At 59.2% G+C, this 24,613-nt stretch carries 18 protein-coding genes; 9 read left to right on the forward strand and 9 right to left on the reverse strand.

What is annotated here, in order from left to right; genetic code table 11:
* The 5 genes from KQP88_RS12870 to KQP88_RS12890 all read right to left on the reverse strand — a co-directional run bounded on the left by KQP88_RS12870 (position 1) and on the right by KQP88_RS12890 (position 8,411).
* Entirely contained in the window at positions 1-4,575 is a 4,575-nt protein-coding gene (locus tag KQP88_RS12870; protein ID WP_216705951.1) for an alpha-2-macroglobulin family protein, read from the reverse strand.
* A complete protein-coding gene (locus KQP88_RS12875; protein ID WP_407681805.1) occupies positions 4,572-5,237 on the reverse strand; it encodes a DUF1175 domain-containing protein in 666 nt (221 codons plus the stop codon). The genes KQP88_RS12870 and KQP88_RS12875 overlap by 4 nt, the downstream gene beginning before the upstream one ends.
* Entirely contained in the window at positions 5,207-6,982 is a 1,776-nt protein-coding gene (locus tag KQP88_RS12880; protein WP_216703246.1) for a DUF2138 domain-containing protein, read from the reverse strand. The genes KQP88_RS12875 and KQP88_RS12880 overlap by 31 nt, the downstream gene beginning before the upstream one ends.
* 36 nt (positions 6,983-7,018) lie before the next feature.
* Positions 7,019-7,789 carry a YfaP family protein gene (locus tag KQP88_RS12885; protein ID WP_216703247.1) on the reverse strand — a complete coding sequence of 257 codons (771 nt, stop codon included), beginning with the start codon at positions 7,787-7,789 and terminating at the stop codon, positions 7,019-7,021.
* Positions 7,790-7,868: 79 nt separating this feature from the next.
* Entirely contained in the window at positions 7,869-8,411 is a 543-nt protein-coding gene (locus tag KQP88_RS12890) for a hypothetical protein (protein ID WP_200992151.1), read from the reverse strand.
* A 433-nt stretch (positions 8,412-8,844) separates the two neighbouring features.
* On the opposite strand from KQP88_RS12890, the gene KQP88_RS12895 reads away from it, so the two are divergent.
* From KQP88_RS12895 to KQP88_RS12910, 4 genes are read left to right on the forward strand one after another with little or no spacing between them, the layout of a single operon-like run.
* Positions 8,845-10,476: an ABC transporter substrate-binding protein gene (locus tag KQP88_RS12895; RefSeq protein WP_216703248.1), complete on the forward strand. Its 1,632-nt coding sequence runs from the start codon at positions 8,845-8,847 to the stop codon at positions 10,474-10,476.
* Positions 10,473-11,423 carry an ABC transporter permease gene (locus tag KQP88_RS12900; protein WP_216703249.1) on the forward strand — a complete coding sequence of 317 codons (951 nt, stop codon included), beginning with the start codon at positions 10,473-10,475 and terminating at the stop codon, positions 11,421-11,423. The genes KQP88_RS12895 and KQP88_RS12900 overlap by 4 nt, the downstream gene beginning before the upstream one ends.
* Positions 11,424-11,427: 4 nt before the next feature.
* Positions 11,428-12,345 carry an ABC transporter permease gene (locus tag KQP88_RS12905; protein WP_216703250.1) on the forward strand — a complete coding sequence of 306 codons (918 nt, stop codon included), beginning with the start codon at positions 11,428-11,430 and terminating at the stop codon, positions 12,343-12,345.
* On the forward strand, positions 12,342-13,988 hold the full coding sequence (locus tag KQP88_RS12910; RefSeq protein WP_216703251.1) for a dipeptide ABC transporter ATP-binding protein: 1,647 nt from the start codon (positions 12,342-12,344) through the stop codon (positions 13,986-13,988). The genes KQP88_RS12905 and KQP88_RS12910 overlap by 4 nt, the downstream gene beginning before the upstream one ends.
* A 14-nt stretch (positions 13,989-14,002) precedes the next feature.
* On the opposite strand, the gene KQP88_RS12915 is transcribed toward KQP88_RS12910, so the two are convergent.
* Positions 14,003-14,821, reverse strand: a complete 819-nt coding sequence (locus KQP88_RS12915; RefSeq protein WP_253950609.1) for a glycoside hydrolase family protein — start codon at positions 14,819-14,821, stop codon at positions 14,003-14,005.
* 634 nt (positions 14,822-15,455) lie between these two features.
* Here KQP88_RS12915 and KQP88_RS12920 point away from each other — a divergent pair.
* Together KQP88_RS12920 and KQP88_RS12925 are read left to right on the forward strand one after the other, a co-directional pair.
* Positions 15,456-15,695 carry a hypothetical protein gene (locus tag KQP88_RS12920; protein WP_200992384.1) on the forward strand — a complete coding sequence of 80 codons (240 nt, stop codon included), beginning with the start codon at positions 15,456-15,458 and terminating at the stop codon, positions 15,693-15,695.
* Between the two features lie 53 nt (positions 15,696-15,748).
* A complete protein-coding gene (locus KQP88_RS12925) occupies positions 15,749-18,448 on the forward strand; it encodes a beta-glucosidase (protein ID WP_216705952.1) in 2,700 nt (899 codons plus the stop codon).
* A 16-nt stretch (positions 18,449-18,464) separates the two neighbouring features.
* Here KQP88_RS12925 and KQP88_RS12930 read toward each other — a convergent pair whose 3' ends face one another.
* From KQP88_RS12930 to KQP88_RS12940, 3 genes are all read right to left on the reverse strand, one after another.
* Complete coding sequence (locus tag KQP88_RS12930) at positions 18,465-19,115, reverse strand: TetR/AcrR family transcriptional regulator (RefSeq protein ID WP_025260277.1); 651 nt, start codon at positions 19,113-19,115, stop codon at positions 18,465-18,467.
* Positions 19,116-19,259: 144 nt separating this feature from the next.
* Positions 19,260-19,466: a hypothetical protein gene (locus KQP88_RS12935; protein WP_198729331.1), complete on the reverse strand. Its 207-nt coding sequence runs from the start codon at positions 19,464-19,466 to the stop codon at positions 19,260-19,262.
* A 103-nt stretch (positions 19,467-19,569) separates the two neighbouring features.
* On the reverse strand, positions 19,570-21,561 hold the full coding sequence (locus KQP88_RS12940; RefSeq protein WP_216703253.1) for a sigma-54-dependent Fis family transcriptional regulator: 1,992 nt from the start codon (positions 21,559-21,561) through the stop codon (positions 19,570-19,572).
* A gap of 191 nt (positions 21,562-21,752) precedes the next feature.
* Here KQP88_RS12940 and KQP88_RS12945 point away from each other — a divergent pair, with 191 nt between their 5' ends.
* From KQP88_RS12945 to KQP88_RS12955, 3 genes are all read left to right on the forward strand, one after another.
* Positions 21,753-22,775: a Gfo/Idh/MocA family oxidoreductase gene (locus tag KQP88_RS12945; protein WP_216703254.1), complete on the forward strand. Its 1,023-nt coding sequence runs from the start codon at positions 21,753-21,755 to the stop codon at positions 22,773-22,775.
* Positions 22,772-23,563, forward strand: coding sequence for a TIM barrel protein (locus tag KQP88_RS12950; protein WP_216703255.1), 792 nt, complete (start codon positions 22,772-22,774; stop codon positions 23,561-23,563). The genes KQP88_RS12945 and KQP88_RS12950 overlap by 4 nt, the downstream gene beginning before the upstream one ends.
* Positions 23,564-23,652: 89 nt before the next feature.
* Positions 23,653-24,570 carry a sugar ABC transporter substrate-binding protein gene (locus tag KQP88_RS12955; protein ID WP_260413745.1) on the forward strand — a complete coding sequence of 306 codons (918 nt, stop codon included), beginning with the start codon at positions 23,653-23,655 and terminating at the stop codon, positions 24,568-24,570.
* The last annotated feature ends 43 nt before the right edge of the window (positions 24,571-24,613 follow it).

The following is a 24,613-nucleotide window of genomic DNA, read 5'->3' on the forward strand; positions in this document are numbered from 1 at the left end:
TCAGTTGACCTTGACCTGACCATAAGCGGGTTTCGTTTCCAGGGCCTGATTCTGCGGCGCATAGACCTGAGTGAAACGCACCGGCGGCAGCTTGAACTGGCCTTTTTGCGAGAAGCGCACCAGATGCCGTACCCGCAACTCGCCGCTCAGGGCGTCCACCGGAATGGCATAAGCCATTTGCCCCGGCTCAAAGCGGGCCTTTTCCAGCGCCGCCGGTTCGGTCCCGGCCTTGCCCTGCAACTTGATGCCCCAGGTGGTCCGTTCCACATCCGCGCCCGGTGGCAGCGGCACTTCGATCATGCCGTAGCGCAGCGGCTTGGCAGCCTTGCTGGTGATGATCACTTCGTCGAGGTAAAGGCTGTCACTGGACAAGGGCTTGCCATCGACCGCCTGGAGGCTGAACTTGAACGCTTCGTCACCCGGCACAAGGCGCGACAGGCGACGGGTGATGGTCACCGCCATCGGATCGATTGCCGGTTGCCGGGTCTGATAGCTCAGCAAGGCCCGCAGCGGACGCTCCTGGGTCCCGGACAACGACAATACCGCAGGCACGGGAGTAGCGCCCTGCCAGATCCAGTACATTTCACCGCTGTCGCCGTATCGTTTCTTCCAGCCTTCACCCGGTGCCAGAGCGATGGTGGGCGAAGCCTGCTCGATGCTGCGTTGCAACCAGCTCAAGGCCAGGGCCCGCTCCAGGGTCGATTGCTGTGGCAGCAGACGTTGCAGCAAGGCATGGGCACGGCCCTGATCGAAGCCTTGCAGCGACAGGTTCAAGGCTTCGGCAAAGGGCTGGGAGCTGACCGCCAGACGTTGCTGGGCATCCTGCAGTTGACGGCTGAAGGCCTCCGGCAATGTCACCTTGGACTGCTTGGCCAGAGAAGCGGTGAGCGCACGCGCCGCCGCCAGTCCCAGCGCAGAATCCGGGGCGCTCATGACGATGCTGTCTTCGCCACTGTCCAGCAGGTTCGCCTGAGGGCCCTCACCGGCTTTCGCCAGATCATCCATCAGGCCGCCGAGCAATGTGTTGACCGGCAATTGCATTTGTCTGGCGAACGACAGGATCAGCGCACGCTGCAGCAAAGGCGTGTTTCTGGCCTGTTTTGCATACACCTCCAGCACCCGCTGCCAGTGTTCCGGCGGCAGTTGCAGCTCCAGGGCCTTGCTGGCGTGCCAGTCGGCGTAATAGGCGTAGGCGGTCAGGAATGCATCCGGCTCGACGTCATAACCCCACCATGTAAAGCTCGCCGAAGGACCGGCCATTTGCACCAGTCGCAAACGGCTGTTCTGCATGATCAGGCGCAGGCGATCCCTCACTTGCGGGTTCGACGACAGGATCGGATAGGCCATGCTCAGCGGCAACAAGCGGCTGGCCGTATGCTCGACGCCGCCATAGGGATAGCTCAGCAAATCGTCGAGTGCCGAACGGAACAACGCTTGCGGGCTGTCATCCAGGCGCAGGCGAATACCGGTTGCATCGTTCGGCAAGGTCAGCGGATTGTCGCCACTGATTGCGTCCAGACTCTGGTTTTGCGTCACCTGCCAGCCTTCACCGGTCGCGGTCAGGTTCACAGCCAGGGCATCGGCGACTTTTCCGTCCTGAACCAGTTGCGCCGTCCACTCGCCACTGGCCAGTGCAAACCCTGGCAGCGCGATGTAGTTGATACCCTTGTTCAGGGTGACGGGCACACGCTGCTCGGCACCGGCGTAATGCGTCACCAGCTCGGCCTTGACGGGTTTATCCGCCTGGCTGAAAGCGAACACACCCAGATCAGGCTGGTCGCCTGCGCGGAACCGCGTCGGGCCGCTCCATTTCAGGTACAGCGGTTTTTCCGAACGTACAAACTGCTTTTTCTGCCCGACCTGACCGTTCTGATCGATGGCCCGGGCCGTGATGCGCCAGCGGGTCAGCGAGTCCGGCATTTTGAAGGTAAAGCGCGTCTTGCCGTTGGCATCGGTCACCAGTTCAGGCTCCCATGCAGCGGTGTCGACGTCCTCACGACGCGGCCGCTCCAGCACTTTCACGCCCCGCTCGCTGCGGTTGGCCTTGCCCGGCGCCGTCGGGCTGCCCGGCAATGCCACGTCATAGCTGATGAACGACAGGCTGGCACTGGTGCGCACGTTATTGCGGCGCGGGTGGTAGAAGAACTGGTCGATGGTCGGTGCGATTTCCGGTTGCAGCGCGTAGACCATTTCGTCTACCACGCTGACCGTCAGGTGCGCCGGAACCGGTTTGCCAGCGAAGTGTGTGGTCAGGTCCACCGAGACGATATCCCCCGGCTGGTAGTCTTCCTTATCCGTGGCGATGGCGACGTCTATCTGCGGCGCAACCACCTTGATCCCGGCGTTCTGGAAGCTGTACTGGCCACCTTTGGTGTACAGGACCGAGAAGGTCAGGTTCGGCGCGAAGTTCTCCTTTACCGCAATCCGCGCACGGTATTGGGTTTTGTTGAGCTTCTCCATCTTCAGCCAGTCGCCGCCCTTGGACAGCAAGGCCGTGGCCTCGACCTTGTCACGCTCCAGGGACAGCAGCGCATCGCTGACCGGCTCGGGGAACGTGATCAGCGCCAGGGCTTCGTCGCCCACCTTGTACTCGGGCTTGTCGAAGATGATTTCCACGGTGCCCGGCACGGCCTTGACGCCGTCGCCAGTCACAGAATGCCCGGTGGCGCCCAGCAAGCGTCCATGCTCGTCCAGCAGGGTCAGGTTGTAGGTGCCCGGACGGTCGAAGCTCAGGCTGAAATCCTTTGCTGTAGCCGCAAGCTTGTCGCCGCCACTGGCCTGGTCTTCCAGACGAACCCATTTATAGCTGCTCGGCGTCACCGCCTTGACCGGCTCGCTGCCGCCTTCACTCTGATAGCTGAAAGCAACCTTCTCGCCCACGGCACTGAATCGCTGGGGAGCAGTGAGACGGAAACTGGCTGCGCCACGATCAATCAGGATTTCCCGGGTGGTCTTGACCCGATACGCCGCGCCGTCGCTGGCGAACACGGTCAGCATGTAGCGGCTGGGCTTGTCGGCAGCGGGCAGATCAAGAGGCGCATTGCCCTTGGCATCGGTGGTCAGTTCGGTGCTGGTCAGTTCCACCGGGAATTGCCCGAGGTATTGCAGCTCGTTATCGACCGTGGACAACTGCTGGGCGCGCAGGCTCAGGGTCACCTTGGCATTGGCCACCGGCTTTCCGTCCGGATACAGAAGTACCAGATTGCCCTTTACCGGCTCGCCGGTGCCATAGTCCTGCTTGGCCAGATTCAGCGACACTTCAAAGTGCGGCTTGATGTATTCCGCCACACGGAAGGCACTGCTATAGGCCTGATCCCTGTAGCTGAAACGCAGCTCATAGCCACCCGCCACGGCGTTGTCCGGCAACTGAAAACGTCCCTGGGCACCCGACACGGCGTCGAATTTCAGTGGCAGCGATTGCAGTGCAGTTCCCGTGGCGTCGAGCACGGTCACGTCCACATCCGCAGCGGTCGGCGCAACGGAATCACGGGCGTTCTTGAACTCGCGACCGACGATTTTCAGCGACACCCAATCACCGGGCCGGTACATGGGCCGGTCGGTAAAGGCATACAGCTTGGTGTCGTAGATTTCACTGTCGTAGTAGAAGTTTTCCGAAACGAAGACACCGCCCTCTTCGTCTTCACCGATCACGAACGAGCGTTCGGGGCTGACGTGTTTCAATCTCAGCAAGCCATCGGTGCCAGTCGCCCCGCTGCTCATCACGCCCAGGCCATCGGTCCACAGCACATTGACCTTGGCGGCCGAGCCGCCGTCCTGCTTGCGGGCGGCCCAGACCAGAAGCTCGTCACCGGAAATCTTGCTCACGGCCACGGTATTGGAAACGAAGACCATGGTCGTGGCGCGGTACTTGCCGATCAGCGCCTCCACCAGATACAGACCCGGCTTCAACTGACCCAGCGGGATATAGACGTTACCCGGCACGACCGTGACGAACTTGCTGGACGAACCGCTCAGGTCAACGCCAGCCGGTGGCTGGATCGGCTTTGCTTCCCACAGCGGATAACGGAACTGGCTGACCACCGGTAGGCCGGGGATCAGGGCAAATTGGGGTTGAGCCTCGAAAGGTGTAGGCGCAGCGATGGCATTGCCCATTTTCAGTTCAGGCACTTCCTCGGTCACCTGCTTGCGGGACTCGTAGGAAAACGCTCTCTGCATCACACGACGGGACGTGCGATACCAGTTGTCCCACAGGTAAGCCAGGGTGTTGGACAAGCCTTCGCCCTTGAACTGGCCTTCACTGACCACGCGGTGCAGGTTCTTCTGCCGCTTGAGGAAATCCAGCGGCTTGTCGATGCGGTAGACGCGAATGTCTGCGCCGCCGTAAGGCTCCATGCGAAACCGGCGATAGTCACGTCCCGGCGCTTCCAGGCGAACCAGCGCCTGTTCATTGCTGGAAAAACTGCTGTCCGCCAGCAGGAAAAAGCTTTCACCGGGCACCGGGCTATAACCGCTGGGGGCGACGCTGTCCTCGGCGTGGGCATTGGCCACGGGGATCAGCAGTGCCAGAAGCAATGAAATCAGAGAGCAGATACGCAGCATGCGGGCACCGGTCATTGGGTGAGAAAGTTGAGTCGATAGACGCCGATGAAATTGGGGTTGGCAGCGTCGGGTATCCATCGGGTGTCCTTCCATGTCATGAGTTGCTGCAGGCTCGCGGAGCGCATGCCGTTGTCAGTGGGGGTTGTGGTGCCGGTGTGATAGGCGATGTAGCGGCCCATCCAGATCATCAGATGCTGGTCGTCGCCCTGATCGAAAAACATCAGGTCGCCGGGTCGGGCCTGGGTCACGTCGCGCCCTACCAGATGGCTGTTGAACTGGATCAATTTGATTGCATTCACATACGGGCCGACCTTGCCGCCACCTTGCTGCCATTGCTGGGCGAGCCCTCGCTGTGCTTCGCTCAGTTGCAGTTCAGGCGGCAGATAACGGTTCGACAGGCCATTGCTGCGCAGCCATTTGTCGTCATGAACCTTCAGCGCTTCGTTACTGGCGAAGCGCACCAGGCCGGCGCAATCCTGCTGATACCAGCGCGGACTGGGGCCCTGGGCCAATTGCTCCTGGGCGATACGCACGAACCAGGCACGAAACACCTGGGATTGCTGCGCATCGAGGGGCGGCACATCACTGGCAAAGGCCCGGCTGCCCAGCAGCATCGTCAACAGGACAAGTCCTCGAACAAGGGTGATCACAGGGCTTTCCACTCCAGCGGCAACCATTGCCAGTGGCCGTCGGGCTCGGTGCCTTCCGGCAGCGTGAGTGCGTACTTGCCGTAACCGCCGAGCTTGCGCAGCTTGGGAATCAGATGGGTCTGCGCGGCGTTATAAAACACCGGTTCCATGTCCTTGGGCAGGCTGCCCAGGGTTTCCTGCTGCATCAGTTGCGCCATGGAGCCGGGGTTGAAGTAGACCGGCACCAGGGAGTCCTTGGGCAATACATCGGCCAGCGGCGGGAAACGCTTGTCGAGGGTGCCGAGGGCTTTGTCCACGAGCTTGTCGTCGAGGGAAAACAGCAGCGTCGAGCCATGACGTGCCAGGCTGACTTTCATGAAGGCCTTGCCGGTGATGGCGTCCGGGTTCTCGGCATTGCGAGCCAGATACGGACCGAAGTTGGTGCTGACCTGACGTTGCCATTGATGGGTTTCGCCTTCCTGCTTCTCGATCACTGGGAATACTTTTTCGGCGACGTTGGCCTCATAGGCTCCGACCATGGAACCGAACAGGTTGCCCAGGTCTGCATCGAGGCTGGAGGCTTCCTTGGGCTTGAGGCTGGCAACCAGAAGTGGCGTGTACAGACGCGAGTCGGCGTACCAGCACAGGCCTGCCGAGTCGGAGATGTGTTCAGTCAGCGCCTGGGCCACAGCATCCTGCGCACCCAGCTTGACCAGCAGCGGTTTCTGCTGGGTGGCCGCCAGCGGCAAGGCCACGCAGGCACTGGCGCCGATGGGCATAGCTTGCCAGATGGGTTTGAAATTCAGATCCGGCTGGTTCTCCAGTTCGTCCATGGCCAGGAAACTGTGCCAGCCCTTGTCGTCCATCTCGAAACGCAGGCCGGCGAAATTCGGGATAAAGCGCTGATACCCCATGGCCAGAACACTGGAGTTGACCGACAGGCGTTGTTTGACCTCTGGTTTGCGTGGCTCCAGGCCAAAGGCTTCGGTGAACAGTTTGTCGCCGTTGAGCAACGCGGCCATGGCTTCGGTGGAAACGCTGCCGGGTGCAAGCGAGGAACCGTTCTCCTGCTCGTCAGACGGGCTCATGCCGGAAGAGGTCGGTTCATGGGTGGCAGTGTCCGGCCCCACAAGCCTCGCCGGGTTGGACAGCACCACCAGCTTGTCGCCGTGGGAAGCGAATACCAGCGATTTGCTGGCGTTGTAGCTGAGCTGATAGAGCGGCACCTCGTCGGCACCCACTTTCAGCACGCCGATGTTGTTCAACTGAGTGTCGTACAACACCTTGAGCAGCGGCTCCAGGGTCTTGGCCAGGCCTCCGCGGTCCATGACCATCAGGAAATCCTTGAGCCGGCCATCCTTGCCACGCCACAGGGCGATATCCGCCGGTTGATCGAGAAGTTGCTCGATCAGGGTGTCCTGCAACTTCAGGTCGTATTCGTAGATGATTCTGCGCAGGCTGCCGATCAGGCCGAGGCGATCGGCATGGGTTTCGTAATAGAAGACGAAATCTTCGGTCAGGGTTTCCTTGAGGAACGGCACGGCCAGCAGGTCCCTGGGCAACTGGCTCAGGGACCGGGTTTCCAGCAGGCCGTCCGGACGGCTCATGCCCAGTTTGTCACTGGCAATTGCAGCCACCGGCACCTTGGGTTTGTGCATGAACCAGCCCATGGCACCGGCCACTCCAGCCACCAGGCACAACCCCGCCAGCAGCACTGGCCCGCGACGGGAAGATTTGACAACAGGCGTTTCGGCAGGCTGGGGAACCGCTGTTGAAGTCGAGTTATCGCTCATGTTCACAAAACCCAATTCATCCATGGGACGGGATGATCAATAGTTGAAAGTCTTGACCAGCAGCAGGTCACCGATGGCACGCAGAGGCACGATGAAGGTCTCGCGCTTTTCATCGACGGTATTTTCGTTGAGCACCAGGGTTATCTGTGAAGTGATGACTTCCTGTTTGTTACTGGCTTCATCGAAGTTGTAACCCCCGTTGCCGAAGTTGCCCCAGTAGTTCACGTAGATCAGGTAAGTGCCCTGCATGGGAGCGGTCATGGTGAACATTTCCGGACCGGGCCCGTCGACGCCGTCCGGGTCCAGGCCGCCACCGTTGGTCAAGGCCGTGTGCCCGAAGAACGCATGCTGCCCGTCAGGCGTCACGATGTGCAGGTCGAGTTCGGCCTCCGGGTCGTCCCAGCCCAGCACAACGCGAATCCGCGCCGGGGTTCGCAGGCTGTTGGCTTCATAGAACTGAACGCGCTTGAGAGACTTGCCTTCTGCACTGCGCACTTCAACACTGTTGGAGCCCGCACCAAAGGCATAAGGCCGGGCGAAACGCCCTTCTTCGTCGGTATACAGATTCAATGGGTTGCCATTGACCGAGAGCACATGAGGCCCGCGCTGTTTGCCGATGGCCTTGAGCTGCCCTTCGATCATGGTGCGATTGCGCTCCATGCCCCGGTCGATGGGGGGCGTGGGATAAGCGACACGAGGGTTTTCACTGCGGTCCAGAAGGCCGTGGTAGCGCCAGCCGCCCACGGGTTCCGACAGCGTGGCCGACGGTTCGGCCCATGCGGTGGTTGCCCAGGCAAACGTGGCCATGAGCGTTATCAAACTACCTTTCAAGGTAAGCTCTCCAGGAAAATCATGACGTCTGAAAGGCAGACGAAAATCCGGGCATTCAATTGATCACGGCACCCGACGGCGCAGGCTCGTCAGGTATGGGCTCATCAGGAACAGGGCCTATGGGGAAGGTACCCATATCGGCGATGTCACCCGCTTCTGACGGGCAACCGCGGCCATCCGTGGTCGTAACGACGATCTCGCCATCGAGATACCAGTACGCCATGTTGTTGTCGTCTTCTTCGTAATAACAGAGTGCAGTGCGGCTGCCATCCAGCGCCGCAAGAATAGCCCAGTTCACGGAACCACCACTGCGACGATCCCAGCCTGAAGCCAGCAAGCGATCGCCGACCTTGAGGATCGGGCTGATCATGTCTTCACCCAGCACCGCATCGCTGACCGTGGCCGAAGGTGCCGCCTTGATCACGGCGGCGCGAACGTCAGGGTCCTCGATGAAGGCGGTGCCATTCACCTTTTCCCATGGATACTTGCCGATATAAGCCTCAAGGGGGGTGTGCGTCTGTTCCTTCCCGGCAAGGGCCATGCCTGCGGCCCCTGAAAACAACACGCCCAGAACGGTCCCTGTAAGCAAGCGTTTCATACCACTTCCTGATCAATACTGCGGTTCGGGAAAATCATCTTCGGCCTTCGCACCAGGGCCAATTCTGCCGGGAATCTACCCCCACAGATAATCCCGGCCAATAGTACGGATGTGCTATCCCCGCATTTCAAAATCGCCCATTCCCTATCAATAGCTTGAACAGGCTCTGAGCGCTTTTTCATGACGCAAGGCAGCACGCTGCCGAAAACAGGCGGAGCCCGCCCTCAAAAAATGCCAATTACGAATAATAAAAATCGTATAAATCACAAAAATGTATATTAGCTTAAAACCAAAAAGACTTTTACAGCCTCTTCTCAGACGAATAAGGTCTTAAAACCAGCCTGAAGCGCTGTTCGACTTGAAGAGGATTTCACATGCATCGCATTCAATCTCAGGCATTGCCAGGCAACCCCGCGGACCAGGGGACGCAGCAATGATCAAACGCCCTCTTCTGCCGCGCCTGTTATTCGCCGCCGTCACGGCCACCACCCTGCTGGGTTGCTCACCTTCCGGTCAGGACAGCCAGGCAACCAAGACGCTCAAGGTCGCTTTCTTCAGGGATAACACCACGCTGGTCAGCCTCGACCCCTTCCAGGTCTACTGGCTGGAACACCGGGTCGTTCTGCGCAATGTCGCCGAATCATTGACCGATCAGGACCCGCAGACCGGCAACATCATTCCCTGGCTGGCAGAACGCTGGGAAGTGAGCGACAACGCGCTGGAATACACCTTCCACCTGCGCAAGGACGTGACGTTCAGTAATGGCACGCGCTTCGACGCTCAGGCGGTGAAAACGGCCTATGACTCCAACAAGGCTTTCGCCACCCAGTTGCCGACCACCTTCGGTGCGACTTATCTGGCGGGCTACGACCACGCCGAGGTGCTGGACGACTTTACCGTCAAACTGGTACTGGCCAGACCCAACGCCGGTTTCCTGCAAGCCACGTCCACCACCAACCTCTCGATTCTGGCACCGGAATCCTACAAGCTCAGCGCCAAGGAACGCTCGCTGGGCGCGATCATTGGCACCGGACCTTTCGTGCTGGAGCGCTACACCCCGGAAAGCGGTCTGCGCCTGACCAAGCGCAAGGGCTACGCCTGGCCATCGGCCAATGCCCAGAACAAGGGCGAAGCGCACCTGGAGAACGTCGAAGTCAGTTACGTGCCGGAAGAAAGTGTGCGTAACGGCAAGTTCGTACAAGGCCAGGTGGATATTCTCTGGCCGCGCAACCCGTTCTCCGAAGTGGACCTGAATCTGTTCAAGTCCAAGGGCGCCACCATCCAGAGCCGTTCCCTGCCTGGCCCTGCCCTGAACATGTACCCCAACACCCGTGGCACGCGCATCCTGGCCGATCGCAATGTACGCCTGGCCTTGCAGAAAGGCATTGATCGCAAGACTTACGCCGCCACCGTCTACAACCCGCAATTCCCGGTGGTTTCCAGCGTCTACGACATCACCACGCCTTACTACAGGAATCTGGGCGACAAGCTTGCCTATGACCCTCAGGGTGCCGAACGTCTGCTCGAAGAATCCGGCTGGCAGAAAAATGTCGACGGCTATCGCTACAAGGACGGCAAGCGCCTGAAGCTTTCCTACAACCTGTCGCCTGCCGAGAGCGCTGGCGATGTATTGATCCAGGATCAACTGCGCAAGATCGGTATCGAATTCAAGCTCAACGTCGTGACCACCGCCGAATGGGCGGCAGCCAACGCCGCAGGCAACTACGACCTGACATCGACCTACATGACCCGCGCCGACCCGATTGTCCTGCAAACCATCATCGATCCGCGCACCGCAAACAGTTCGACCCTGGCCACCAATCTTTACGAACCGCAAACACTGCCCAAGGCACTGGAGCTGTTCGATGCCGGGCTGACTGCCACTCGCGCAGAACAACGGGCACAAGCCTATGGCGACCTGCAGAACCTGCTGATCGACGAAGGCTCGGCGTTCCCGATTTATGAGCGAGTCTGGCAGGCCGCAACCGCCAAGAAGGTGCGCAACTTCCACTGGACCGCTGAAGGTTTTGCACTGTTCAACGACATCGAGATCGCTGCGCCATGAGCCGTTACGTCCTTGGCCGGATTGCCCAGGCGCTGCTGGTACTCTGGGGTGCCTACAGCATCACTTATTTCATTCTGTATCTGCTGCCCGGCGACACACTGTCCATCATGCTCAGCGCCTCGGGTGTCGAGATCGATGCCCTGTCCGAACAGGACATCGCCCAGGCCAAACTGTATTACGGGCTGGATCGCGGCGTCTTCGAGCAATACATCGATCTGCTGTGGGGCGCGATCCACGGCGACTTCGGCAATTCGCTGACGCTCAACCGCCCGGTTTCAGAACTGCTGGTCGAGCGCTTGCCGCAAACTATGGCGCTGGCGGGCCTGGCCATTGTCCTGTCGCTGATCGGCGGGGTCGGCCTGGCTTACCTCACCGCGTATGTACGATGGCAGCCGTTGAAAGTTGCTCTGTCACGCCTGCCTTCACTGGGCTTCTCGGTGCCGGTGTTCTGGATGGGGTTGCTGCTGATCCAGCTGTTCGCCTTCAGCCTCGGCTGGTTTCCGGCCACCGGCAATCAGGGCTTCTCCAGCCTGATATTGCCTGCGGTCACTCTGGCGATTCCCAGTGCGGCGGTTTATGCCCAGGTGCTGTTGCGCGGTTTTCAGGGGGTGTGGAAAGAACCCTACATCATCACCGCCTACGCCAAAGGCCTGAGCCGCGCTCAGGTTCAGGCGCGCCACGCCTTCAAGAACTCAGCCTTGCCGCTGCTGACACTGATCGGCCTGCAGGTGGGCAATACCGTTTCCGGCGCAGTGCTGGTGGAAACCATCTTTGCCCGCGCTGGCGTCGGTCGTCTTGCCCAGGAAGCGGTACTGCGCCAGGACATTCCGGTGGTGCTCGCCATCGTCGCCGTCTCGGCTGCCGCTTTCGTCGTGGTCAATCTGATCGTTGACCTGCTCTACCCCGCGCTGGATCCGCGCATCGCCCACACGCCAAAGGTCTCCTGACGCCATGACCATTTTCGATACCCGCCTTGCACGTCTGGCTCGCGCTGTCAGCCACACTGAAACACCGCCTGCGGCCCAGTGGCGGCGGCGCAGCAGCCTGAGCCGGGCTTTCGATGCGGTCAGGCCACTGCTGCGTCGGCCCGGCTTTCTGCTGGCAGTGGCCATCGTGGCTTTCGCGTTGCTGGCCGCTGTCGCACCGACCCTGCTCAGCAGCTACGCACCCTACGCGACCTCGCCCGCCGACAAGCTGACGCCGCCCAATGCCGCGCACTGGTTCGGCACCGACGAACTGGGGCGTGATCTGTATACCCGCGTGGTGCATGGTTCCAGCCTGTCGGTGCAGGCCGCCTTGCTGGCAGTCGGCATTGCCATGGCCGGTGGTCTCAGCCTCGGGGTGATTTCCGGCTTTGCAGGCGGTCGCATCGATGCCGTGATCATGCGTTTCATCGATGTACTGCTGGCGCTGCCCGGCCTGTTGCTGGCTCTGGCCATCGTCACGGCCATCGGCTTCGGCACCATTCCTGTAGCCATCGCAGTGGGTGTCGGGATCATTCCCGGCTTCGCCCGCACCACCCGCGCCGAGGTGCTGCGCGTCAAGACATTGCCTTACGTCGAAGCGGCCAGGCTGGGCGGCGCAAGCTGGACCCGGACCTTGCTGCGACACATTCTGCCCAATGCCTGGGGCCCGGTTGCAGTGTTAGCCACCCTGGATTTCGGCGCTGCCATTCTGGCCACCGCCGGCCTGAGCTTTCTCGGCTTTGGCGCAGAACCGCCAGCCGCCGAATGGGGCACGCTGATTGCCAACGGCCGTCACTTCCTGATGACCGCGCCCTGGGTGTCGCTGCTACCCGGCCTGTTTCTGGTCGCCGTGGTGTTCAGCTTCAACCATATCGCCCGCACTCTGGAAGAGACTCAACGATGACCGACACGCCACAACTGATCGACCTCCAGAACCTCAGTGTGACCTATCGCTTCAACGGGCAGCTCACTCAGGCCGTGCGCAACGTCTCCTTTCAAGTAGCCCGAGGCGAAACCGTGGCGATTGTCGGCGAGTCCGGCTCGGGCAAGTCCACCATCGCCAACTCGATCCTCGGCCTGTTGCCGGATAACGCGACCATCACCAGCGGTGAGCTTCGGGTCGACGGCAACGACCTGAGCCACGCGTCTGAACGGGAGAAGCGCAGGGTTCGCGGCAGCATCATCGGTCTGGTGCCACAGGACCCGATGGTCAGCCTCAACCCGACCTTGCGTATTGGCCAGCAGATTGCCGAAGCGTTGATCCAGGCTCACGGCCGCCGCTACCCGGCCATCGACGCCGATGTGGTTGAGTTGCTGGAACAGGTCGGCCTCGACAAGCCGGTGCTGCGCGCCCGGCAATACCCTCACGAGCTGTCCGGCGGCATGCGCCAGCGGGTGCTGATCGCCATCGCGCTGGCAGGCAATCCCCGCCTGATCATCGCCGACGAGCCCACCAGCGCTCTGGACGTCACGGTGCAACGCAAGATACTCGACCACCTGCAACGTCTGGTGGGCGAGCGAGGCATTTCCCTGTTGATCATCACCCACGACCTTGGCGTGGCAGCGGACCGCGCAGACCGGGTGCTGGTGATGAAAAGCGGTGAACTGGTGGAGCAAGGTCCGCCACGGCAGATCCTTGTAAACCCCGAACACAGCTATACACGCGCATTGATTGCCGCCGCGCCGGCTTTCGGCCAGAGAAAAAGCCCGGCAGCACCCCGCTCTGCTTCGCCAGACACTAAGCCGTTGCTGACCCTGAGCAATATCGGCAAGACCTATCGCCTGCCTTACGTGAAAGGCGAAGACGCCGACTTCCAGGCCTTGCAGGACGTCAATTGCAAGGTTTATCCGGGACAGACGCTGGCCATAGTCGGCGAATCCGGCTCCGGCAAAAGCACGGCGCTACGTATCGCACTGGGCCTGGAAAAGCCGACTCACGGGCGAGTCCTGTTCGAGGACCGCGACGTCACGGACCTCGGCTGGAACGAGTTCAGGCCCTTGCGGCGGCGCATCCAGCTGGTTCAACAGAATCCGTTCGGTGCTCTCGACCCGCGCTTCACCCTGTTTGAAAGCATCGTTGAACCGCTGGTTTCCTTTGGCCTGCTCAAGGGCCGTGCGCTGGAACAGGCGGCACGCCAGTTGATCGAGCGGGTTCATTTGCCGACGGCGTATCTGGACCGACTGCCCAGAGAGCTGTCAGGCGGACAGCGGCAGCGTGTTGCGATTGCCAGAGCACTGGCTCTGCAACCGGACCTGCTGTTGCTCGATGAACCGGTCTCGGCACTGGATGTTTCTGTGCAGGCGCAGATCCTCGACCTGCTCGTCGAACTGCAAAGTGAACTGGGCATCGCTTACGTGCTGGTATCCCATGACCTTGCGGTTGTCGCCAGCGTCGCGCATCAGGTGCTGGTGCTCAAACACGGCAAGACCGTCGAGCAAGGTCCGGCCAGCGATGTTTTCGAACGACCCGAGGCGGCTTACACCCAGGAGCTTATTGCCGCGATACCGGGTCGAAGCCTGGAGTTGCAGGCTGCGATACAGGATTAATGCCCGCCTCAGACTTACTCTGCAAATGGTAGTGAAAGGTAATGTCGGCCCAGCTCCGTCAGCGTTCCCTCGTTACTCAGCAGGCTTGAAAAATGCGGGTCATCGTTCATTCGCCCGGTGAACCATGCATAACGGAATACATCAGCCCGGCTCTCGCAGATGGCAACCATTTCGGTCATCTGCTGCTTCTGCTTTTCGAGTGAGTCGATCTGGACACCATCCGGCACGGAATGCCAGTTGGCGAATTCGGTTACCCAGAACGGCTTTCCAAATCTGGACAGCCTGTCGAGCATTCCTGACAGGCCATAGTCGTACCAGTGAAAGGCCAGGTAGTCGATTTGCGGCTCCCTGTTCTGATTCTGCGCTCGGTAGGCCGCATAGAACGCATCCAGCCATACGACCGGGTCCCCATAACCGCTCATGGTTCCCCAGTTCATGGCGGGACCGACCAGCTTGACGCCGGTCTGGGCGGCTATCTGCTCCAGCCTTGGCCAGAACCGGGCTGCCGCTTCGGGAGTCATGTTCGCCTGATCCAGAAGATTCGGCTCATTGATGACCAACAGATAGCGAATAGCGGGATGTGCGAGCAGGTAAAGCTTCAACTGGCCGTCATCGACATTCGCATTCCAGACCATGGGGATGAAGTCCACCCCGTACATCGATGCATAGTCATAAGACGCCAGCCGGTCGTGAGGCTTGGGGCTCCAGTTGTACCACCAGCTGATTCCGGGAGCCAAAGCACTCAAGTCTGCTGGATACGCAATGTCATAGGCGATCCCGCGCTTTGCACTTTTTGTTGTGGCAGCCCAGGCAGATGCGCTCAATACCAGCATCAGCAGCACACAAAAGAATCGTGCGCAGCGTTGTCTTGCAGCGTTTTGCAAAAGCATGGGCTGATCTTCCATAGATGATTCAAAGGAAAGTCTTATTCAGATCTTCCAACGACAGAAACTTTTCCTACCCTGCTTCAGCCGGACTTCAAACCCTTAACTTATTCGCATTTCTTGAAAATCCACTACAGAAAGCTCTACAACTAACCTGTTGCAAAACCCAAACTAAACCATTCACAAACCTTTATTTAACACACAAAAAACTACCATTAAAATCAAGCTGCAACAGCATATCAGACCACTAAACCTAACAGCAATTAGGTTTACAAATTAGCAAAATAAATACAGAAAAAAGCGCAAAACAAGCAAAATAAACCAATAAGCAATCAAAAATAAGCAATAAAACACCAAAAAATAGAGATTTTTGCCTCTTAAATCCAGCATCAACCTCAAAAAAAAGCGCCAATAGCCATGCGCCAGCATTTCCAACTAGCCTCATAAAATATAATTTCTCCCCCGCTGAACTTTTCATCCTCTTCCCGGACTTAACATGCGGCCTTCAGGCGGAACTTCTGTATTCCGCGATCAGCCGACTCCACACTTATCCTTTATCGAGACTCCATCGATGACTAGACCCCTGCTGTCTGTTGTTAGCGTATTACTGCTGGGCGCCTCCAGTATCAGCCCGGTTTGGGCAGACTCTAAAGCGGTCGACACACATCACTCGGAACAAGCTGTTCGTGAACAGGTGGATAAACAAAGGGATCAACTTTCGGGTGCCAACAAAATTGCCACGCCGGCTGAAAAAGGATCGGCCGCACTTCTGCAGGCCCCTGTAGATACAGAGGATGCACCCGCTCAGGTGCAGAAACCATGAACATCGGCTCCCATGATTCCCTCAACCTGCGCCTCCCTCACCCGCCAAAAAGGATGCTGCCCTTGTCAGCCTTCAAACACACACTGGGCTTGAGCATATTGGCCATAAGCGTATCGCAGGCCAGTATTGCCATGGCCGTGACGCCCATGACCGGCAACGAGGTAGAAGCCCGTGTCGGTGCCTTCCTGGACAACATGAGTGTCTCGGAAAAGATCAACTTCACCCGCGTGGATGACGGGCGCATGATTCCGCGCCTGAGCAAGTGGGGGATGGAAGGTACCGTCGCGTATGACTCGGCGATGGGCGTGCATGTCAACAATGCGACATTCGGAGCCCAGTACCCGGCTCAATCCGCGCTGGCGGCCACCTGGAGCATCAACCGCGCCAAGGAGTTCGGCCTGGCAATCGGGTACGAAACCCGCATCGCTGGCGGCCAGCAAATGCTGTCTCCGGGCGTCAACCTGTATCGCACGCCTTATGCAGGACGTACCGCCGAGTATGTGAGTGGCGAAGATCCATTCCTTGGCGCCGTGCTGGCCCCAGCCATCACCAACGGCATCCAGGTCCAGGGCATACAGGCTGCCGGCAAGCACTATGTGGCCAATGAACAGGAAGCCAACCGGCATTACGTCGATATCCGCGTTGATGAGCGCGCCCTGCGCGAAATGTACCTGCCCGGCTTCGAGTCGATGGTCAAGAACGCCAATATCGCCTCGATCATGTGCGGCTACAACAAGATCAATGGCGACTATGCCTGTGAGAACCACCACCTGATCACGGACGTTCTCAAGGGTGAATGGGGCTTTCAAGGCTTCGTGATGAGCGACTTCAACTCGGTGCAGGATGCCTTCAAGGGTGCATGGGCCGGGACCGATATCGATATGCCGTCCGGCCTTCAATTCACCGAGGCCAAACTGCTTCCTTACCTGTGGAGCGGGCAACTGACTCAGAACGTCATCGACGACAAGGTCAGACGCAACTTGCGCGGCCTGGTGAGCTACGGTTTCGACAAGCAGTTGAACAAGGCCCAGACCCTGGAGCATCCGGAATACGGCATGCGTGCGGCGCTGAATATGGCCCGCGAGTCGACCGTGCTTTTGCGTAATGAAAAGACCGCGAAGGGAACCCCTCTGCTGCCACTGGCCCGTGATGCAAAAATCGCCGTTATCGGTGATCTGGCCATACAGCCTCCGGCTTCGCCGTTCGGTACTGCAAATTCGCCACCCAACACCTACGTGACAGAACTCAGCGGCCTGCAGCAACTGGCTTCAACGAGTTCGAATATCGAGTACCTGCACGAGATGAGCCTCAACCCGAAGGCTTCTGTCTGGTATCAGCCGGGCACGGGCCAGAACGGCATCAGCAACGGCGGGGTAAAAGCGGAGTATTTCTCCAATACGGAGCTTTCCGGCTCCCCTGCCCTGACGCGTGTGGAACCGGGGGTCAACCTGAACTGGGTCACCAATACCAACGCCACCGATACCGGCACTACCACCGTTTCGGGCTTCAACCCCGCAGCCGGATCCTTCTCGGCACGCTTCACCTCCACGATCAAGCCGACCATTTCCGGCGAACACGTTTTCAAGGTTCGTGCTGATGGCGCTTACAAGTTGTGGGTGAACGACGAGCTGGTTCTGGAAAACGATGGCACGCAACAGTCGTTCGATCTGATCAACGCGCTGGTGACCTCAGGCAAGACCGCCCGACTGCAAGCCGGCAAGGAATACAGCGTGAAGCTGGAATATCGTCGTCTGCAAGGCAACTTCACGACGTTCCTCGGCGGCCTGGCTGGCGTTCAGATGAGCTGGGCGTCCCTGCGACCGCCCAAGGATCTTTCGCAATACGATGCAGTCGTCATTGCGGCCGGTACCAATCATGAATATGAAGGCGAGTCGATTGACCATGCCTACGAGCTGCCCGAGTACCAGTCTGACCTGATCACCTACACAACCAAGGCCAACCCGAACACCGTCGTCATCCTGCACAGTGGCGGCGGTCTGGATATGCAGCCTTGGGCCAACAAGGTCGGCGCCACTCTTCATGCCTGGTTTGCAGGTCAACAAGGTGGCCAGGCAATCGCCGAAATCCTGTATGGCAAGGTGAACCCTTCGGGCAAGCTGCCTATCACCATCGACAAAAAGATCCAGGACAACCCAAGCTACGCCTCGTATTCCGATCCAAAACAATATCGAGGTGACAACGCGCTGACCGAAATGAACTACAGCGAAGGCATTTACCTGGGCTACAGAGGCTATGACAAGAAGCATGCGAAGCCGCTCTACCCCTTCGGATACGGGCTTTCCTATACCAGCTTCGCGTACAGCGACCTGAAACTGTCGACCAACGTCATGACGCCGGGCAACACCATTGACGTGAAATTCACGGTCACCAACACCGGCGACAAGGCGGGCTTCGAAGTCGCGCAGTTGTACGTCCGCCCGGTGACACCAGCGGTTGACCGTCCGGAAAAAGAACTCAAGGGGTTCAGCAAGGTGTACTTGCAGCCGGGCGAAAGCAAGACCGTCAGCATCCCGATCGACTCGCGCTCACTGGCTTACTACGTGGACAAGACGGCCAGTTGGGATGTGGATGCCGGCAAGTTCAAGATTCTGGTAGGGCCGGACTCAGAGACTCTGCCTCTGGATCGCACCTTGATCACACTGTATCCAGAGCACCTGACCACCCGCGACAGCAACCCGTTGCCGCTGCCGTTGCGCAAGGCCGTACAGGTAAGCGCCACCCAGGCATTCTGATGACAGGCATTCAGGCTCAGGGATGAGCCTGGATATCCTTGCCCAGACGACGAAGGTAAATATCGAAAACGGCCATGACATCCACGTCCTGCGGACATCTCAACCACTGGATCTGCAAACCGTCCATGACCGAGAAGATTTCCTGCGCCAATGCCTTCACATCGATGTCAGCACGAATCTCTCCCGCCTCTTTCAAAGCCGTCATGTGCCCGCGTGCGTGCTGGTGAGTGAGGTGAAAGCGTTCCTGATACCAGGCCCATGCAGGGTGAGCCTTGGACATGCTTTCCATATTCATGACCAGCGACGCCTGGCACTCGAAGGCATCTTCGATACTGAAACCCATGCTCTGCCTCAGGAACCTGAGGAAACCCTCAAGCGTCATCTCCATGGTCAGCTCATGAAATCGCGAGACGACCCTCTGATCCCTGCGCTCCAGAAGCGCGTTCAGCAGAGCCTCCTTGTTCGGGAAATGGTGCAGCAACCCTACGGTTGTAATGCCGACAAGTGCCGCGATATCGCGCATCGAGGCGCTGGAGTATCCATCCCGCGCAAAAATGACGGTGGCCGCATCCAGCAACGCCGTTCTGCGCATCTCACCCTTCGGCGCCCGACGACGCTTCGGCGCAGTCTCTTCAACCGATTCATTCCCTGATTCGTCAACTGCCATAAGGATCCGCTAACACACTCATTCAAACTGTCTCGACGTCTTGTAACGCCCGGCTCCATGGAGTCAGGCCAAGGAGGCGACACGATACGCTAGCGCTGCGGGCATCGCCAAACGACTGGAACGAAGGAAGACAGGAAATACGTATCAAGGGATAACAAACAGCTGGAATATTGCAAAAACCATAAGCGCAATGACGGCAATGCCCATCAACGACGTCAGATTGGCCTGCAGGGTCTCGGAAAAAAAGGAACCTTTCACGGGATACTTTCCAAGCGTGAAAGCTTTCATCACAGGCCAGCCGACAAAGTAGCAAATGGCTCGAAAAACGACTTCAACCAGTATGTCAATCACAGCCGACGATCCTTGATCTGCTTGAAAAGAGAACGGGCCAGTAAATTACCATTACCCCATGAATTGCCGAAGGCCTGATTGGCTGAATGTTGGTCAAACCAGCCTAACGAAAAGCATCGGCGCTAAGCCCGAACCGGTTCATTTTGTTATACAGCCCGCCCCGGGACACTTTCAGTTGCCTTGCAGCCAGCCGGATATTTCCGTTGGTGTGCTTCAGCGCATCGATGATCGCGTTCATTTCATGGGCTCCCAGGTCAGGGGCATCATTGTATTCAGACCGTGACGGGGGTTGCGGCCGTAGCGATGCCTGGATGATTTCCAGGGGCAGGTCACCTGGCTGGATCGATGCGGTTGCCGCCAGATTGGTAGCGCGCTCGAGGGTGTTTTCCAGTTCGCGCACATTTCCCGGCCATGAATACGCCATGAGCGCGTCCAGCGCCGGGGTGGAAATACCCGACACGGACTTGCGCAATGACTGCGCGCAGCGGTCGAGAAAGTGCTGTGCCAGAAGGGAAATATCCTCCTTGCGCATTCGCAATGGCGGCACCGTGAGGTTCAGGACATTGAGTCGATAATAGAGGTCTTCCCGGAACGCACCTTCAGCTACGGCCTGGCTCAGGTTGCGGTGGGTCGCTGCAATGATCCGGACATCCACCTGCCGGGACTTTCTGGCGCCGACGCGAGTCACCTCGCCCTCCTGTAAAACCCGCAGCAGGCTGACCTGAGCATCAAACGACATGTCGCCGATTTCATCGAGAAAGATGGTGCCGCCATCAGCCAGTTCGAACTTGCCCGCAGAACCGCCACGGGCAGACCCGGTAAACGCGCCTTCAACGTGACCGAACAGCTCGCTTTGCACCAGTTCCCGGGGAATGGCGCCGCAGTTGACGGCCACGAAAGGACCGCTGCTACGCTCGCTGGCATTATGAATGGCCTGCGCGAACAACTCCTTGCCGGTGCCGCTCTCGCCGAGGATCAGCGTGGTGGAATCGCTGCGACTCGCAATCCTGCCAAGGCGTAGCGCGTCCTGCATGATTCTGGAGTTTCCCTGAATGCTGTCGAAGGTATAACGAGCCTGAGCCCCCATGATGCGGCGGGTGATTTCGCGGATGCGGCGGTTTTCACGCAGGGACACGATCCGCCCGCCCTGCCCGGTCAGGCAGACCGAAACCAGGCACGCCAGTTGAGTGCCGTCGTGAAGCTGAAAGGTACAGTCCAGATCCCGTAACGCTTCGCCCTGACGCTGCATGATTTCTTCGTTCAGCTCGCTCTGCCCGAGTTGCAGGAACGGACGCTCCAGCAACTCAGGCCCGACCCGGAACAACTGGCGGGCATAACGATTGAGCGCCTTGATACAGCCCTTGTCATCAAGAACCACCAGGCCTTCATTGAGCACCTCCAGAACGCTACGCTGCTCGTCCAGCAGCGTCTGCAACGCCATCTGCCGCGAGACAGCCTCAGCCGCCGCCTGCACGGTGCCCAGGGTATGGAAATGAAACCATCCCGGCTCGGCTGTCAGGGTCAGGATCGCCAGGGTTTCACCATTGGCATTGCGAATCGGCGCGGCAGCGCAATGCATGCGACGTTGCCGCAAACCGTGGGCAAAGTTCTCCTCGGCCAGCACGTAGACCAGTCGATCCTCGGCAATCGCAAGGCCCGTGCAGTTGGTGCCCTGCACGGACTCGGACAGGCGACTGCCCACCGGCGTGATGTCCAGCCCGCAGAAACTCAGGGTCGTGCCTTGAGGATCGGTGAGGTTGATATGGCCTCTGGGGTTATAGGCGAGCAGACCGCGCATCACTTCCTGGGCGGTCTCGATCAACAAGGCGTTAACGCTCAGCTTTTCAGCCAGATCAGTCGGGGTGACGAACCGGTATTCGGCATCTTCGGGATCGATCCCCTGGTCGATGCTGCGCCGCCATGAAGCCCAGATCACCGGCCTCACCACAGGATGAGGATCGACTCTGCCTGCAAGACACTCCCGCCAGGCCTGTTGCAGTTCGAGCATCGGCCCGTCGTTCAGGGCCAGCGGGCCGATGGCGGTGATGTAGTCCAGTTCATTCTGGGGCAGTGTCAGGAACGAATGATCGGCCATTTGCAGCTCTCGAAGTGTTCATTTCTTTGACATGTCATTGTAGACATGTCTTGCAAATAGACACTCTCGCATGCGTAAACAAAGAAATTTTCATTACATATCAAGCACTTGATAAATGGCACAGGGTTTGCTCTCCCGTCCAGAGAGCGAATGAGTTCACTCGCTCGCCCCATCACAACAACAAGGAACGCATGCATATGAGCAAGATCATCCGCCTGGGACTCATCGGTGCAGGCCGCATGGGCAGTTTTCACGGCCAGACAGCCGCCCTGCATATTCCGGGAGCCTGCCTGGCTGCCATTGCCGACCCGACACCGGGACAAGCCGCTCGCCTGGCTGAAAAATTCAATGTGCAGAAGGTCTACACCGACCCGCAGCACCTGCTGGATGATCCTGACATCGATGGGGTTCTGATTGCGGCTCCGGCCCGCAGCCATGCCGAACTGGTCATCGCCGCCGCCCGGGCCGGGAAAGGTGTCTTTTGCGAAAAACCCATGGCAATCACACTGGATGAAGCCGACCGGGCCATCGCCGCAGCCTCCGATGCCCGAGTGCCTTTACAAGTGGGGTTCAATCGGCGTTTTGCCAGAAGCTTTCGCCAGGCGCATCTGGATGTTGTCGCGGGCCGCATCGGCACGCCGCAACTGCTGCGCTCGGTCACCCGGGACCCGGCATTGAATAATCCGGCCGGCATCGGGCAGTGGGTGATTTTCCTGGAAACACTGATCCATGACTTCGATGCCCTGCTCTACCTGAACCCCGGTGCCCGGGCCGTGGAGGTGAATGTCATGGCCGATGCGCTGGTGGCTCCGGCCTACAAGGACAAGGGACTGCTCGACACCGCAGTGGTGACAATTCGTTTCGATAACGGCGCCATCGCCACTGCCGAGGCCAATTTCCAGGCAGTCTATGGCTACGATGTGCGGGGTGAGGTCTTTGGCAGCGCCGGCATGCTGACCATGGGCAGCGTCGCCCAGTCCGAACTGGTTCGTTATCTGGCCGATGGCATCCAGGCCGACACCCAGCGCATGGACACCGACCTGCTGCGCGATGCCTACATTGCCGAACTCAACCACTTTGCAGACTGCCTGCGCACGGGTGAAAGACCACTGGCAAGCGGTGAAGATGCCCGAGCGGCACTGGCCATTGCCCGCGCCTGCATCGAGTCAGTCCAGCAGGGCAAAACGGTACGGGTTGCAGGAGAACAGGCATGAGTTTCTGCCCCTTCACACTGGCCGTCAGCGCCGAAATGGTGTTTCTCGACCTGCCCTTCGTAGAGCGCGTCCGGCGCATCCATGAGCTGGGCTTCAGTGCCGAAATCTGGGACTGGACCACCAAGGACATCGCGGCCTTGAGCGCTACAGGTGCTGACTTCACCTCCATGACCGGTTATATCTCGGGCAATCTGACGGATGCCGAAGGTATCCAGCGCCTGCTGGAAAGTGCCAGGGAATCACTGGCCGTTGCCGAGCGCCTGAACTGCCCCGGCCTCAACCTGCATGGCACCGGCCTGGACAACAAGGGCCTGCCGGTCAACCCTGTAAGCCATACCAACGGGCGCATGTGGCTGAACGCCTGCAAGACCCTGGAAAAAATCGCCCGGCTTGGCGAGGATCATTCCCGAGTCTTCCTGCTGGAAAACCTCAATACCCAGGTTGACCATCCCGGCACGCCGTTCGCCAGGGCCGAAGACACGCTGGCCTTGATTGAAGCAGTGGATAGCCCGCACCTGAAAATGAACCTGGACCTGTATCACGCGCAGATTGGCGAGGGAAACCTGATCGAGCTGATCCAGCGTGCCGGCAGCGCCATCGGCGAAATCCAGGTGGCGGATGTACCGGGGCGCATGGAACCCGGCACGGGCGAAATCCATTACCCGGCCATTGCCAAAGCCCTGCATCGCATGGGCTACAGCGGTGTGGTCGGCCTGGAAGGCTGGGCATCCGGCGACCCGGACATTGCGCTGCAGCGTTTTCGTCAGGCCTTTACCCTGGAGGAATGAATACTCAAAGGTCTTCCGGCCCAGGCACAGGGCCGGAGGCCTCGCTCACTTGATGAATTTCAACCCATAAGAACAAAAGGAAAACCATCATGCGCCATTCGCTTGTACTTGCCTTTGTGACCCTGCTGTTCAGTCACGGGGTGCTTGCCGATTACCGGATCGGCGTCAGCATCGCCAGGATCGACGACAACTTCATGACTTACGTGCGCAACGGCCTGAACGATGCCGCGAAGAAAGAAAACGTGCAGATCCAGTTCGAAGACGCCCAGGGAGACGTGGTTCGCCAGCTCAATCAGGTCGAGGGGTTTATCAGCCAGAAAGTGGATGCGGTCATTGTATTGCCGGTCGACACCGCTGCTGCCGTCAATATCACCCGAGCTGCCACCAGGGCCAGAATACCGCTGGTCTACGTCAATCGCCGACCCGACCAGCACACGCGGTCGGCCGGCGTTGTCGCCGTGGCGTCCCAGGATATCCAGGCAGGTCAGTTGCAGATGAAGTATCTGGCCGAAAAGATGGGCGGCAAGGGTAATCTGGCGATCATCATGGGTGATCTGGTGCAGAACGCGACCCAAGGCCGAACCGAAGGGGTCAAGCAGGTTTTGCAGCAGTATCCCGACATCAAGATCGTTGGCGAGCAGAGCGCTCTCTGGCAGCGTGACAAAGGCATGGACCTGACCAGCAACTGGCTGCTGGCCGGGGTCAAGATCGATGCGATCGTGGCCAACAATGATGAAATGGCAATCGGCGCCGCCATGGCATTGCAACAGGCCGGGCAACGCTCGACACCCGTTGTCGGCATCGACGGCCTTCCCGACGGGCTTGCGGCCATCAAGCGCGGTCAATTGGCAGCCTCGGTGTTTCAGGACCCACAAGCCCAGGCCAGCAGCGCCATCACCGCCGCGCTACGGATGATCAAGGGTGAGCCCGTGGAGTCCGATATATGGGTGCCCTATCAGTTGATCAGGCCGGAGCAGGTATCGGAGTTCGCGCAACATTTCAAATAACGCCGGGTCACGTGTTCAAGTGCTGCGGCAAATCCTGAAAAGC

The organism is Pseudomonas lijiangensis, assembly GCF_018968705.1.
Lineage (GTDB): Bacteria > Pseudomonadota > Gammaproteobacteria > Pseudomonadales > Pseudomonadaceae > Aquipseudomonas > Aquipseudomonas lijiangensis.